Here is a 14,251-nt window from a genome sequence, read left to right as displayed (position 1 = left end):
ACTTATTCCTTATCAGGCTTGCAGGTTTTCACGCTTAAGATTTCGCGGGGGTAAGGCCCCGTTTCTGCTACTTTCAAAGAGGAGAGGCGGATCAGCTTGCCGTTGACTTCCTTGGCGAATTCGAGCGTGCTCTTCAGGTAGCAGCGCTCCTTATTGATCACGTAGTTACGGGCGCAGAGGGACACCCAACCCGGCTCCACAAGCTCGATGTGCTCGGGTTCAGGCACGAGGTACCATTCGCATTTTTCCTTGTGATAGGGATCGCAGCCGGCTAGAAGCGGCAGGACGAGGAAACCGAGCTGGAACCAGGCTTTACTCATTATAGTGCACCTTTATCTCGATGCGCCGGTTGAGGGCCCTTGTTTCTTCCGTCGCGTTGCTGGCAATCGGTTTGGTATCCGCATATCCGGCGGCCGACACGACTGCAGGCGAGAAATTAAGCTCTTCAATGAAATGCCGCACGATGAACGACGCGCGCAGGCTCGATAGTTCCCAGTTCGAAAGCTCACCCTTCGCCGGCACGGAATCAGTATGGCCTTCGACCGTTATATCGCGGCCGAGTTCCTTCAGGATCTTGCCGACCTGATTCAGATCATCAATCGCCTTCTGGCTGACCCGATAAGCGCCCGGCTTATAAAAATGCGTGGCCAGCATCCGCACGCGAAAGCCATCGTTATCCCTCTGCACCGAGATGATGCGCTCCTGCCCCTTTTTTTCCAGCTCGCGGATCTTTTCCTTCCCATAAAGGCGAAGGTTGATCATCTCGGCGACCTTTTGCATTTCCGCATCAATCACCTTGGTCTGCCGATCGGCGGACGGGTACTTCGTCACGATGGGCGGACGAATCCGATCGCCCTTTCTGTGCTCGAAGATACCAAAGCCCTGTTCGGTGGGACCGACGCGTTTGACTTCGGGAATGTCTTCCATCACATCATTGAAGGATTCCTGGATCGAGACGGCGGCCTGCTGAATCTTGGCTTCGCTCGCGCCTTCCTTTTTCAAGGCGTAAAGAACGACGAAAACCGCGAAGAGGAGGGTCATCATGTCCGCGAAGGACACGAGCCAGCGTTCGTGGTTTTCGAATTCAGGGCATTTTTGCTTCTTAGCCAAAGCGTAATCCTTTTAGCCTTCTTCCTCATGACCACCTGTGAAGACCTTCAGGCGCTCTTCGATGATCTTGGGGTTCAGACCGGACAGAATTCCATCAATACCGATGATCACCATTTCAAAGGCATAGTGATGCAGGATGGCTTTTCTTTTCAGTTTCTTTCCCACGGGGATGCCCCAGATATTCGCGAACCCTACGCCATAGAGCGTTGCAACGAACGCGACCATGATACCAGGGCCGATTTCCTCGGGTTTATCGAGGGATTTCATAACTTTCATCAGACCGATAACGGCACCAAGGATACCGATGGTCGGGGCGATGGCGCCAAAGTCTTCCCAGAACTTCACGTTGACTTCGGCCTCTTCCATTTCGAAGTGGGCTTCCGTTTCCAGGGTTTCCTGCAAAACCGCGGGATCGGTTCCGTCAACCGCGAGCTTCACCGCTTTGCGAAGGGGTGGAAAAGTGATGGAATCCCTTTTCTTTTCCAGGGCCAGGATGGATTCCTTACGGGCGACCTGGGCGAGGTCGATGATCTGCGCCATGATCTCGGCCCGATCCGGTTCACCTTTTTTCAGGAAAATGCCCACCGATTTAAAGGCGTTGATGAAGTCATTCAGAGGATACGCGACAAGCAGAGCGCCCAGCGTTCCACCGATTACGATGGCCACCGAAGGCGGATTCCACACGATCTGCGGGATGAGGGCACCTGCATGCTTGAGCAGGATACCGGCAACGATGGAACCGACCGCGATGATCGGGCCCAAGATACTCGAAAGTTCCATAGCCCACCCTACTTTCTGGGTCGAAGTGAGTTGTTTCTTTTATTCTAGCATAAGGGCGCATGACTGTACAAAGGGCGTCAGGGCTCATGTTGGGCGCGATGTTTACCGATGGAAAGGAAGCCGAGGAATGCGGAGACCACATGACGTCAGGTCGGGAAATCTACTGGATCAGTGCCGAAGTTCAGCCTGCGATGCAGGAGAAAATTGATATTCTCAAAAAGCTGAAGGTGGACGTCAAAGTTTTACCGGACTTCCCAACGCTGGCCCGGACCTATCCTTCCGCCAGGCTGAATACCATCGTGCTCGATGACAGCCTCATCGATGCGAAAAATTCCGAGCTTCTGGGTCGTCTCACCTCGCATCCTGAATATGCGGGCGTGCGTTTTATCCTTTCCATCACTCAAAATCAAAACGATATCGTAAATCGCGCGATAGCCCTGGGTTTCCGGGATGTTATACCGATCGACTGCAGCGCGGACCTTTGGGTCCGGCGCTATTCCTTCGCCTCATCGGGTCAGGCTGCGGACATGGCGGAACCCTATCCCCAGATCACCATGAAGAATATTTCCGCCCTGCATGTGCCGGCGCGCATCGCCTGGATGAATGATAAGGAGCTGTGGCTCGAAAGCCGCCTGACACCGCCGGTCGGCACAGTCCTGACCTTGGGCGGGGGCATTGCGGAATTTCTGGGCGTCAATCATTTGACGCTGAAGGTGCTCGCTCATCATACCACGCATCTTCACTTCCGCTATTCCGATGCCCTTCACTGCCGCTGGGAAATCGCCAAGGCGCAGCAGGACAAGAAAAATCTTCTGCTCGATTTTTTCAAGGAGCAGCCGCGCATTGCGCCCCACCGCATCTACTGCATCATCCGCTCGCCCGAACTGCGCCGGGATCTGATTCGCCGTTTGGATGTCCAGCGCTTTCAGGTGTCGATCGCCCTGAATAAGACCAATATGATTCACGAGCCGCGCTACATAGGTCCGGATGTGATCATCATCGAAGATCGCATGTGCATGGGACCGAACCGCGCGGCGTTCAAAGAGATGCTGGATAATCTGATCACGGATATTCCGATCCTGATCGTCGGCCCGCATGTCACGGAAGATAAATTCACCGATATTTCCCGCAATTTTCGCCTGCTCCGCTCACCGAAGCTGCCGGCGAACCTGGATGAATATCTGATCGAGCAGGCGGGGAAAACCGAGCAGACCGAGGCCAGCGTCACCTTCATTCCGAAAAACCATAAGATTTCCTTTGCCCATATCGCGATCCCTGCGCGGATAACCCGTCTTCATCCCGATGCCGCGCAGCTCGCGATCAGCTATCCCCTGGGCCGCTTTGGGATCTGTGCGCTGGAAGCTCCGCTATTTCATAACACCCTGGGGCGGCGCGTGACCTTCAAAGTCACCGAGTGCCAGGGCCACAGCCAGGCGAGCCTTAAGGAATTCCCTTATAAGATTGATGGTTTACTGGTCGATATCCGGCAGGCTGAGCGGCGGCGGCTGAAGGACTTTCTGATCGACTACTATCAGCAGAAAATCGAGGAAAGCCTCGGCTCGCGGCGCAAGGCCGTATCCGCACCCAAGGCCGTAAGCATCCCCGAAGCCACGGAACTTTCCCCGGTGGAGCAGCCAGAAGGGAAGGAAGAATCCCAGCCGGAATCTCATATTGAAATCAATCCTTCGGCCGAGGAGGTCAAGGCCGACGGCAAAGTTCATGAGTCGGACCGAAGCTGGGGACCTATTCCACGCGAATTGAAAATCGCCTTCTGGACCATCATCGGCTTTGGCATCATCTATATTTTCATTATTCTTTTCGGGCCTTCGCAGGAATATCTGGGCGGTGAATACACCGAACAGCTCCGCATCTTCCAAAGACAGCACAGCGGCCCCGCCCGCGATCCTGAAAGTCCTTGAGGACGCCCACCTTACAGACAGTGTCATCCCCAGTCCTGACCATCTTCTTGACAAAACGGTAAGAGACTTGATGCCGCTTGCGGGCAATCCTGCGAAATCAGAGTTCTTTCCTTTTGCCGCGTCTGGGCCATTCTTTGCAAGATGATAGGCAGGGCCTAGGCCCCTCTCTTGTGGAATCGGAATGGAAGTTGTTGCTGTGGAGCTTGTTGTGGAAAAGCTGTTTGGAAGTCTTTCGAGACTGATACTTTGGCTCAATCTGTCCTTATCAGCGAGCATCGCGTTCGCGGCTGATTTCAGCCCTATTATTCCCATGCCTTCCAGTGGATCGGAACTGCCGCTTTTGGATCTTGCCCTGCGTGATCCTGAGCTGGCCTCGCGTCGTCTCACCGATGACATCTATGTGCAAAGAACCTTGGAAGAAGTTGATGCGCAGACCCGTGAATTGGCTCTGGCCAAAGGTGGTCGTCGCCTGGAACTCCTTTCTGATCTTTATAAGAACCAGGCGCTGCTGGCCTATTTCTTTGAAGACATGAAGGCGGGTCGTCTGACAGCCGTTCAAGGGAACTATGGTGCCCCTGAACAAAAACTGTCTGAAGCCCGGGCGGCCGTCATTCGCTACGCCACTGACTTTGCTCGTGAGAGCAAGGATCGTAAAGCTCACGCCATCTATCACGCCATGGTCGCCAAGTATCTGAACGGCGAAACCAAAAAGCCTGATGCGCTTTTAAAGATCAGCAAACAATTGAGCAAGGGTCTTCAGGCCCGCGTGGAATTCATGGTCGCTGCCGCTCGCGCTCAGCGCAATGATAGCGAAGCCAAGCAGGACATCGCCCGTGTGAGCAATCGCCTGGGCTCTGCGGGTATCGTGGCCGGCAGTCTTCTCTTGGCCCGCGCGGAAGCCGCCCGGAATAATGAGGCCTACCGCACGCATCTGAGTCGCGCGACCGCTGCTACAAAATCTTTGGCTCGTCGTGATCGTGAAAAAGTTCTGGCCTATGCTGTCAATATTTGGAAACGCGAGGAAGGTTCCCGCGCGGACTGGAACAAGGCTCCTTTGAATCTGAAGACCAACCGTGACACTGAAGTCGCCAAGGCCGTCGCCGAGCGTTCCGCTCTTCAGGCGTCGACTCAGGGCAACCTGGCTCCCGCTCTTCGTTACTATCGCGGCATGATCGACAGCAGCAAAGGTTCAAGCCGTCTGACTCAGATCACCGATCGCGTTCTTGATCTGGAAGCGGCTCAGTATGCGAGCAGCAAAAATGCCAAGCCTTATCAGAAAACTCTGATCGCCTTCCAGCAAATGTATGAAGGCGAAGGCATCCTGGGTCAAAACCAGGACGCTGCCAAGGCCGCTGCTGAAAAAGTCCGTCTGCGTCACCGCAGTCTGGTCTCGCAGATGATCGCTCAGGGCAAAAATCCCAGCAGCGATCGCAAGGTCAAGGCTGATGCCATTGCCGTGGCCAGCGTTTACCTCGACGGCCAGGCGATTGAGAATGAAAAAGTTCCTTTGAAGACCGACATCGGTCGCCTTTATGCCTTGAATGATCAGCACGCTGAAGCCGTGCGCATCTTCATGGAACTCAAAGCCGCCAGCCAGCCGGCTCAGGCGCAGCAGTATCTTCTGCTCGCGATGCAGTCCCAGCGCGTTCTGGCCAAATGGTCGGAAAAAGCCCCCTGGTCCGGTGTAGGCAAGGAAGCCGGTCAGGCTCGTCAGGTCCTCGCGCAGATGTATGAAGAGCGTCTTCAGACGACCGGCAGCTGGGATGACCTTGCTCACCTGGGTCTGCTTTATGTCAGCCTGAATCAAGCGACGAAGGCTTATGGTATCTGGACCGCGGCCCTTCAGAAGAACTCGCAAGGTCCCCATGCTCAGCTGGCAGCCGGTATGATGCTTGAGACTTATAAAAAGGCCCGTCAGTGGCAGAATCTGGAAAACGTCGCGCGCCTTGCGATCAAGGCCCAGATGGTTCCCATGTATCAGAATCAGAGACTCGATGCCGTGGCCCTTTTGGGTGACGCTCTCTTCGAAGGCGGCAAGGAGCACTTTGCAGCCACCCGTTGGGAGAAGGCCTCGCAGAAGCTGGCTGAATTCATCAAGTCCTATCGCAGCGACTTCCGTCGTCCCGAAGGCATGTTCATACTCGGCAAGTCCTATCATAACGATGAGAAGCATCCTCAGTCGGTCGAGACGCTCTTTGCTCTCGTGAATGAGTATCCTGCCAGCCGCTTCGATCACGATGCGCTCCTGCTCGGTGGCAGCTGGGCGATTCCGATGGCCTGGGAAGAGCAGACCATCTTCTTCTACCAGCGCTTTGCGGATCGTTATGGTCGTGACACCAAGGCTCCCGAGATTCGCATGACTCTTGTGGACCTTTACCTGGGCCGTGAACTCTACGGCAACGCCGTTCGTATTCACGCCGCTCATGTCGCGGATCCTCAGGTCAGCCGTCAGAACCAGATCAAATCCGCTCTGGCTGTGATGCACATCGAAGAGCGCTATGGTGAAGCCAGACATGCTTACTGGGGCGTGACCAAGGCTCGTGAACTGTCCGGCAATAACCCTGCGGTTCAGGCTGAAGTCCTCGCTTTCGAAGCGCGCCAGGCAGCCTCGAAGAATGACTATCCGAAGCTTCGTCAGATCGAAGCGCAGCTGAGCGGCCTGGGTATCCAAAGCCGTGACGCCTCCGAAGGTTTGGCTTTGAGCCGCTTTATGCTGGCCGATAAGGAAGCTGAGGAAACGAAGCAGGAGATCTTCAACCTGGAGCAGACCGATCCTTATAAGACGCTGCAGGCTCAGTATGCTGTGTTCCTGAAAACCAAAGCGTCCTATGAGAAAGTCTGTGCCGCGGGCACATCGAGTTACTGTGGCCTTGCGATGCTCCGTCTGTCGGAGACCACCCGCAACAGCCTGAGCGCGATTGAAGACCTCAGCATTCCGCAGACGCTGGAATCCAGCATCGTGCAGAAGTTCGAAACGCAGAAGCTGGGGATCATCAACGTGATCAGCCAGACCGCAGCCCAGGCCGATGTTGTGGCCCTTGGCATCTCCGAGAAGGGTGACACTCTTCCGGTGTGGTCGCAGGAAATCGTGGTGAATAGTTCGGAAGGAAACCTCGATCGCAGTCATGGCGCCATTGGCAACGGTTACGTTCAGTGGATGCCTGTGAAGACAGATCGGGAGTGATTGAAGAGCCTGCCTACGATTCGTCGGCAGCTGCTCGTTATTCTTAAGGGAAGTTTCGGAAGGAGAGTATTTATGTTGAAGTTGAAACACCTGATGCTTGGTCTTGGAATTCTCGCCCTCCCGGCCTGTACCACCACTGGTGGTTCGTCACAGGCTCCGGGTGCCCGTCGCGGCGCTTCCACGCTGGCTTACAGCAAGGCGCCCATCGTGCACCAGACCAATGGTCAAAACATTATGCGTAAACTCGATCGTGATAGCTGGGTTGAGATTCGCAATAGTACGAAGAACGAACATATCCGCCTTTATGCGGCTTTGGGTGCCGGGGAATGGGATGTGGCCGTTTCCGATGCCCGCACCTACCTTCAGAATCATCCTCAGGATGAGGTGGCCCTGACGGTACTTGCCATCGGTCTTTCGATGAAGAAGAGCTACAGCATGGCCGCTTACTACGCGAATCTTTTAAATCAGTATCATCCCGGCAATCCCGAAGTGCACAATCTTTTGGGTCTGGCGACGATGAACAAGCCTGGCGCGACCTTCGAAGATTACCAGGCTGCGAAGGAACATTTCGAGAAAGCCTTTGATAGTTCCGGTCAGCAGATCGCGAGTGGTTTGAACCTTGCCCATTTGAATCTTGAGATGGGCAACGCTGAAGCCGCCCGTGATATTTTCCAGGCCGTCCGTCCTCGCTGCGGTGACTGTTCCGAAGCCATGCTCGGGTACGGTATCGCCCTGAGCCGCCTGCGTGATTTCGCCAAAGCCGAAGAGGTATTCGGCGAGATTCTGCAACGCGATTCGCATAGCGCCTATGCGCGATTCTATTTGGCTCTTGTTGCCAAATACGGTCGCAATGATAACAAGGGTGCCATAACCCATTTGACTGCCTTGGTCGAAGATCCTGAGATTAAAAATGTGGAAATGCAGCGCAAGGGCAACTTCCTTCTGCGCCGTATTCAGGCCGAAGTTTATAGCCAACCGAAAGACACGGCGATTGCCAAGGAAAAGCCGGCGAAAGCCTCGAAAAAGGCTGCTTCGGAATCCATGCTGGTCCCTGACGACCTTGAACAAGCGATCAACGCTGAATAAGCGTCTGCTCATACTCCTTCCCTTCCGGGGCTTCGCTGACAAGCGAGGCCCTTTTTCGTATGAAGAGCTGACAACTTCTCTTTCCAAGCCTTTCATTCTGAATTACGATAGCAAAATCGTGTGCAATTCATGTCACCTTGGCTCAAATGCCCGCAGGGCTGCAGAAGCCGCACGCCACCAGGAATGGAACGATGGAACTGCCCAAATCTTTTCAAGAAGTCCTTTCAAGGAAAATTCCCCTGCTCTTCGATGGAGCGACAGGGACCGAACTTTATAACCGCGGTATCTTCATCAACCGTTGTTTCGAGGACGCCAACCTCTCCAGTCCGTCCATCGTTTTGGAATTGCATCGGGACTACCTGAAGGCGGGCGCGGAAGTTCTGAGTACCAATAGCTGGGGCGCGAACCGCTTCAAATTGGCCAAGCACAATCTGCAGGATCAGACCGTCCAAATTAACAGGGCAGCGGCGCGTCTCGCGAAGGAAGTCGCGGGCACCGAGGCCTATGTTGCCGGGTCCGTGGGTCCACTCGGAGTGCGCATTGAACCCTGGGGACCGACCAGTTTCCAGGAGGCGCGCGAAGCTTTTGCTGAACAAATTCGCGGTCTCAAGGAAGGCGGCGCGGATCTCATCTGCCTCGAAACCTTTGGCGACATCAGCGAACTGCAGCAGGCCATTCAGGCAGCGAAGCAGGAAGCTCCCGAACTGCCGCTGATCGCGCAGATTACTGTGAGCGCCGAAGGCCAGACTCCCGTGGGAACACCTGCGGAATGGGCTTTGAAAAAAGTTCTGGAATGGGGCGTGGATGCCGTTGGTTTCAACTGCTCGGTGGGTCCCCAGCCTTTGATGACTCAGATTCAAAAATCGTTTCCTGATCTGAATATCCCCTTCATCGTGCAGCCCAATGCCGGTCTTCCCAAAGAGATCGACGGCCGTTTGATTTATATGTGCACGCCCGAGTATATGGCGGAATTCACCAAGCACTTCCTCCAGATCGGTGTGCAGTTCGTCGGCGGCTGCTGCGGAACGTCGCCGGAACACATCAAAGCGATGTCGCAGACCTTCCGCCATCAGCGTGCGATGAATTCTGCCGCCGAAGTCGTGCAGCGCCCTCGCGTTTCAATGGAATTCGCGGGCACGGAAGAAACCAAAACGCAAAACAATGCGCACTGCGTGCCTGTGCCTTTCGAACAGAAATCGCGCTGGTCGTGGAAGCTGGCGCATGGTCAGCAGGTGACGAGCGTCGAGCTTTTGCCACCGGCCAGCGTTGTGCCCACCAAGATTCTGGATAGCTCCTCGCGTTTGAAAGATGCCGGCATAGATGCCATCAACATTCCCGATGGTCCCCGCGCGAGTGCGCGCATGAGCGCGATCCTGACTGCGGTGATGATCGAGCAGAAGGTCGGTATTGAAACCGTTCTGCACTATACCTGTCGCGACAGAAACCTTCTCGGCATGCAGTCCGATATGCTCGGCGCGCATGCGATTGGCCTCCGCAACATGCTGCTCGTTACGGGCGATCCGCCGAAGATGGGCAGCTATCCGAATGCGACCGGCGTCTTTGATATCGATGCGATTGGTCTGACCAACATGGTCTCGCGGCTGAACAGCGGCATCGACCTCGGCTCCCGTCCCATCGGCGAGCCCACCTCTTTGTCCGTTGGTGTCGGTGTCAACCCTGTGCATCGCGATTTCGATTACGAGATGAAGCGTTTCGCCTATAAAGTGGAAGCCGGAGCGGAGTGGGCGATCACACAGCCCGTCTTTGATCTGCGCGCGCTCTATCGTCTGCTCGAATACATCGAGAAACATAATATCAAAATCCCCATCATCGCCGGCATCTGGCCGTTGATGAGTTTCCGAAACGCTCAGTTCATGCACAACGAAGTGCCCGGCGTCTTCATCCCCGATGAAATCATGAAACGCATGGCTGCTCCGAAAAATCCTGAAGATGCCCGCAAGGTCGGTATTGAAATCGCCCGCGGCATGGTCGAGGAGCTGGGCTCGTCTGTTCAAGGCTTCCAGGTCTCCGCGCCCTTTGGCAAGGTGGAGCTGGCGCTTGAAGTTCTGGGCCACTGATCACGCGAAATAAAGCACCACACCACCCAGGGTCATCAGGCCGATGCCGATGACCTTGGGTACGTTCATATTCTCCCGCAGCACTGTGAATCCATAAAAACTGACGAAGATCACGCTCAGCCGTTTAATGCTGAGGATCGTGGCCACGTCTCCACCTTCGTTATAGGCCTCGAACTGCGACCAGGCGGAGATCGAGGAGACGACGCCCAGAATGATCAGGAGTTTCCAGGCCTGCCCGGCTTCACGCGTCAGGTTCTTAAGGCCTCCGGCGTGACGGAAGGTGAGGGGGACGAGGCACAGGAAAACGCCGAGCGTCGTGAAGAAAAGGGCGGTGCCGGCATCATAGGCCTGCACCATCCATTTTTGAATCTGCGTGGTCCAGACGCCCAGGATGACCGTGATCCAGACATAACGCGCGGCACGGTCACTCATGATGCGAACCAAAGGATCGAAGGGGCGGCGCCAGGCTTCGAGCTTCAGAAAGTAACCGCCCACACCCACGGTGCAGATACCCGCCCAGGCCTTCTGGCTCAAGGCGTCGTCGTTCCAAAGCGGTCCGGCGAGGGCGACGAAGACGGGAAGAAAGATCAAAAGCGGGGACACGTCGGACATCTGCCCGTGTTTGGTCGCCTTGCTTAAATAGACGACGCCGACCATCGATGGCACCACGCTCGCACCGAGCATCAACCAGAAGTCCGAATCGAGCGACGCGAGGCTCCGCGCATGCAGGAAGGGAAGAACAAAGAGCATAGTGAAGAATTGATCGAAGAAGGAAAAGCTCGAGGGCTCGAAGCTGTGCAAAAGTCTTTTCGCCAGCACTGATTTAAAGCTGCAAAAAACCATGCAGCAAATGGCAAGCGCAAACCATCCCAAGGTCCTGTTCCTCCATGATGGAACCCCATCATTTACGGCAATTCACAGAAATACTTGAGATTTCTGATCGACTCGTATTTTTCCAAAATGATCTTCGGGCCTTGCAAGGGTGCCTGCGCAAAGCGAGGCGTAATTTTCTTTTTATAAGCCCTTAAGGGTCGTGATTTCAATCCGATAGGGTTTCTGGCCCCCGGAATACTTTCCACAGGCAAAAGGGTTATGGAGAACTTTAAGAAAGCTCTCAAACAAGCCATCCTCGATAAAGCGGAAGCTGTGCGCTTTGAAGAAGCCCACAAACCGCAGCTGATGATGTTTGCCGCCGAACGGCCGATCGCTCCTTTACCCGAGCAATCCCGTCAGGAAATTCTTCAGCTGATCGAGTCTCTGCTGCCGACGACGCAGCCCGTAGCCGCGCCGGTTCGCGAAGGTGTTCTTTCGATCGTAAACTTTGGAGAATTGAAGCTGCTCGCCGCGACCGGTGATGTGGCTCGACTCTTTGCCTTTATTCCGCCGCAAGGCAACCAGATGTATCAGCAGATCAAAAATCAGCTGCTGAATCAAACGCTCAAACCCATACCCAAACCCACACTGGCCGAAGAGCCTTCCCCCTTCGCAAGGTCGGAAACGGTCGGACACTTTGCAATGGGTTCGGTCACCGGCCAGGGCACGGTTGAAAACATGCCCGTAGCCCCGGCGCGTATGGAAGAAGCCCAGGACGCCATGGCGCCCGCGGCTCCTGCTGCACTCACCGTGCCTCCGGTCCCAAAAAATTCCATGACGGATGGCGCCGGTACTCAGGCCAAACCTCGTTTTGATAAACCGATTCCCGTCGACTTCGCTGGCGAAGGGCCGAACACCGGCACCGAGAACAATGTGCCGAAGGCGATGGAACCGGCGCAGAATACGGTCATCAGCTCGGCCACGCCGCAGGCCTCGACCCCGGCTCCTATGCCTGCATTTCAGCGGGAAGAGCACACCGATGCGGAAGACTATCACTTCAATCAGTCGATTCATTCGCTGTCGCGCGGTCCCAATGAATTCACCAATACCTATGCTGCGATTCACCTTCCCATAGGCGGTGCTCCCGCTCCCGGAATGGATGCGGGGGAAAGCAGTGCTCCGCGCATGAGGCCGCCTCAGGAATCCTCGGTAATTCACTTTGGAGCCAGCATACCCGGTGAAACCATTGATCGCACAGGCCGCCTGCCGATCGATGCGCTCCTGGAAAACATGGTGCAAAAAAGAGCCTCCGATCTTCACCTGACCCTGGCCCAGCCGGCCTGCGTGCGTGTCGACGGCGAAATCGTCCGCATGGGTGAAGGAACTCTGACCGAAGATCAGATGCGTTCCTATCTGCTGCCTATCATGCCCCCGAAAAATCGCGAGGAATTCGCGCGCATCTGCGATACCGACTTTTCCTATGAAGTCCCAGGACTGGCACGCTTCCGCGTCAACGTCTTCCGCAACCGCATGGGCGTGGGCGCGGTGCTGCGGCAAATCCCGGATAAGATACTGTCGGCGGATGACCTGGGCCTGCCGCCCGCCATTCGCAAACTCTGCGAATTGCATAAGGGGCTGGTCGTGGTCACAGGACCTACGGGCAGCGGGAAATCCACAACGCTGGCGGCCATGGTCGATCTGATCAACGAATCCCGCAGCGAGCATATTCTGACGATCGAGGATCCGATCGAGTTCGTGCATCAGCAAAAACGCTGCCTTGTGAATCAGCGTGAAGTCCATAAGCATACGCAATCCTTCTCGCGGGCGCTGCGTGCGGCCCTGCGCGAGGACCCGGATATCATTCTGATCGGCGAGATGCGGGACCTGGAAACCGTGGAAATCGCCATCGAAACCGCCGAGACGGGTCACCTCGTCTTTGGTACGCTGCATACCAATACTGCGATTTCAACCGTGGATCGTCTGATCGATCAGTTCCCTGCCGAGCAGCAGGAGCAGGTTCGCGTGATGCTCGCGGAATCCTTGAAAGGTGTTGTGGCCCAGACGCTGGTGAAGAAAAAAGGCGGCGGCCGGGTCGCGGCTCACGAAATTCTGATCGTCGATAAGGCTGTCTCCAGCCTGATTCGGGAAGGCAATACGCACATGGTGCAAAACCATATGCAGACGCAGAAGGCCAAGGGCAACTGCACGCTCAATGATGCGCTCCTGAACCTTGTCTCAAGGGGCATCGTCGATCCTCGCGACGCCTATGCGAAGTCGGTGGAGAAGGAAGCCTTTGCCAACATGCTTCAGCAAAAAGGCATTACCCTAGATCCTGCGGTTAAGACCGCTTAAACCATCAAGGATCTGGAAGCCACATCATGGTATGGCCCTTTGTAAGATCCAGCCAAGTAAATTGGGATCCAGGTTCCAGTGCCTTCTTGATAAATAGAGTTGGACTTTCGAACTTCGGATCGAAAACAACAAACAACGATTCACCAAAAGCCAGTAGGCTATCCGTTGGCACAACCAGGGTGTATAGCTTATCACTACCCAGTTTTTCATTTCTGATTTCATAAGACGACGATCGAGTATTTTCCCCAACCGGAAGTTTTGCTTTTATTGCTTCTTCGCACTTCTGCCTATCGAAATAGCTTGCTTGCCTCACAATGATTTGCCCGTCTCTAAAGTCGACTCGGATGACATCATTGTCCCTAATAGGAGATAGGGTGTCAGATTCAAATCTATAGCATAACCGCGAGATATAAGCTCTTCCTTCAAAGCCCGGCTTAAACTCATTGGTGCCTACCTTGGTCCAAATGAACTTTCCATCGTTCCCCTTGGCACAAGTATAGAAGGCCTTTTCATCTTGAACGAATACGAGATCATTGCTGCACACTTGCTCAGTCAGCGCGGCTTTGTTTGCAGCAAATTTCACGCCCGCACCATCCTTGCCCGGAGCACCATCCTTGCCCGGAGCACCATCCTTGCCCGAGGCCCCTGTTGTTCCATCTTTTCCCTCTTGGCCAGGAACACCCTGAGGCCCGGTGTCTCCTCGCTGGGATTCTGTAGTTGTTCTGCATCCAAACAGGAAACAAAGGACCAGGAAAAGACTGGCAATCTTCATGATTGAGCTCCAGGCGTTCAGGGTATCTGCATAGACTATGATACATTATTCGAAACTTCCATACCTGAGGTAAGAAAAGGTTTTTTGCCTCTGGCCAGGACCTCGCGCTTCATAATACAAGCGAGTTAGTCGTCTAAAATAATATTCATATCAGCGT

The 14,251-nt window shown here is 54.9% G+C and carries 10 protein-coding genes; 5 read left to right on the top strand and 5 right to left on the bottom strand.

Annotation, left to right across the window (positions count from 1 at the left end):
• Positions 1 to 2 precede the first annotated feature (2 nt).
• From VFO10_RS11560 to VFO10_RS11550, 3 genes are read right to left on the bottom strand one after another with little or no spacing between them, the layout of a single operon-like run.
• The gene (locus tag VFO10_RS11560) at positions 3 to 320 is read right to left on the bottom strand and encodes a hypothetical protein (RefSeq protein WP_325140199.1); all 318 of its coding nucleotides are present in this window, start codon (positions 318 to 320) and stop codon (positions 3 to 5) included.
• Positions 313 to 1,110 (bottom strand): flagellar motor protein MotB, encoded by a 798-nt coding sequence (locus VFO10_RS11555; protein ID WP_325140197.1) that lies wholly within the window; start codon positions 1,108 to 1,110, stop codon positions 313 to 315. The genes VFO10_RS11560 and VFO10_RS11555 overlap by 8 nt, the downstream gene beginning before the upstream one ends.
• A gap of 12 nt (positions 1,111 to 1,122) precedes the next feature.
• Positions 1,123 to 1,890, bottom strand: coding sequence for a motility protein A (locus tag VFO10_RS11550; RefSeq protein WP_325140195.1), 768 nt, complete (start codon positions 1,888 to 1,890; stop codon positions 1,123 to 1,125).
• Positions 1,891 to 1,949: 59 nt separating this feature from the next.
• Between VFO10_RS11550 and VFO10_RS11545 the strand changes: the two genes are divergently transcribed.
• From VFO10_RS11545 to VFO10_RS11530, 4 genes are all read left to right on the top strand, one after another.
• Complete coding sequence (locus tag VFO10_RS11545; protein WP_325140193.1) at positions 1,950 to 3,809, top strand: hypothetical protein; 1,860 nt, start codon at positions 1,950 to 1,952, stop codon at positions 3,807 to 3,809.
• Positions 3,810 to 3,990: 181 nt separating this feature from the next.
• Positions 3,991 to 6,993 (top strand): hypothetical protein, encoded by a 3,003-nt coding sequence (locus VFO10_RS11540; RefSeq protein WP_325140192.1) that lies wholly within the window; start codon positions 3,991 to 3,993, stop codon positions 6,991 to 6,993.
• A gap of 72 nt (positions 6,994 to 7,065) precedes the next feature.
• On the top strand, positions 7,066 to 8,079 hold the full coding sequence (locus VFO10_RS11535; RefSeq protein ID WP_325140190.1) for a tetratricopeptide repeat protein: 1,014 nt from the start codon (positions 7,066 to 7,068) through the stop codon (positions 8,077 to 8,079).
• A gap of 191 nt (positions 8,080 to 8,270) precedes the next feature.
• Entirely contained in the window at positions 8,271 to 10,157 is a 1,887-nt protein-coding gene (locus VFO10_RS11530) for a bifunctional homocysteine S-methyltransferase/methylenetetrahydrofolate reductase (RefSeq protein WP_325140188.1), read from the top strand.
• Here VFO10_RS11530 and VFO10_RS11525 read toward each other — a convergent pair whose 3' ends face one another.
• Positions 10,158 to 11,030: an EamA family transporter gene (locus tag VFO10_RS11525; RefSeq protein ID WP_325140186.1), complete on the bottom strand. Its 873-nt coding sequence runs from the start codon at positions 11,028 to 11,030 to the stop codon at positions 10,158 to 10,160.
• Between the two features lie 219 nt (positions 11,031 to 11,249).
• Between VFO10_RS11525 and VFO10_RS11520 the strand changes: the two genes are divergently transcribed.
• Positions 11,250 to 13,322: a type IV pilus twitching motility protein PilT gene (locus tag VFO10_RS11520; protein ID WP_325140183.1), complete on the top strand. Its 2,073-nt coding sequence runs from the start codon at positions 11,250 to 11,252 to the stop codon at positions 13,320 to 13,322.
• Between the two features lie 4 nt (positions 13,323 to 13,326).
• On the opposite strand, the gene VFO10_RS11515 is transcribed toward VFO10_RS11520, so the two are convergent.
• Positions 13,327 to 14,094: a hypothetical protein gene (locus VFO10_RS11515; RefSeq protein WP_325140181.1), complete on the bottom strand. Its 768-nt coding sequence runs from the start codon at positions 14,092 to 14,094 to the stop codon at positions 13,327 to 13,329.
• Positions 14,095 to 14,251 lie beyond the last annotated feature (157 nt).

It is taken from the genome of Oligoflexus sp. (assembly GCF_035712445.1).
Classification (GTDB): Bacteria; Bdellovibrionota_B; Oligoflexia; order Oligoflexales; family Oligoflexaceae; genus Oligoflexus.
The sequence above is the reverse complement of the archived record's forward strand: the minus strand, read 5'-3'. Positions and strand labels throughout refer to the sequence as shown.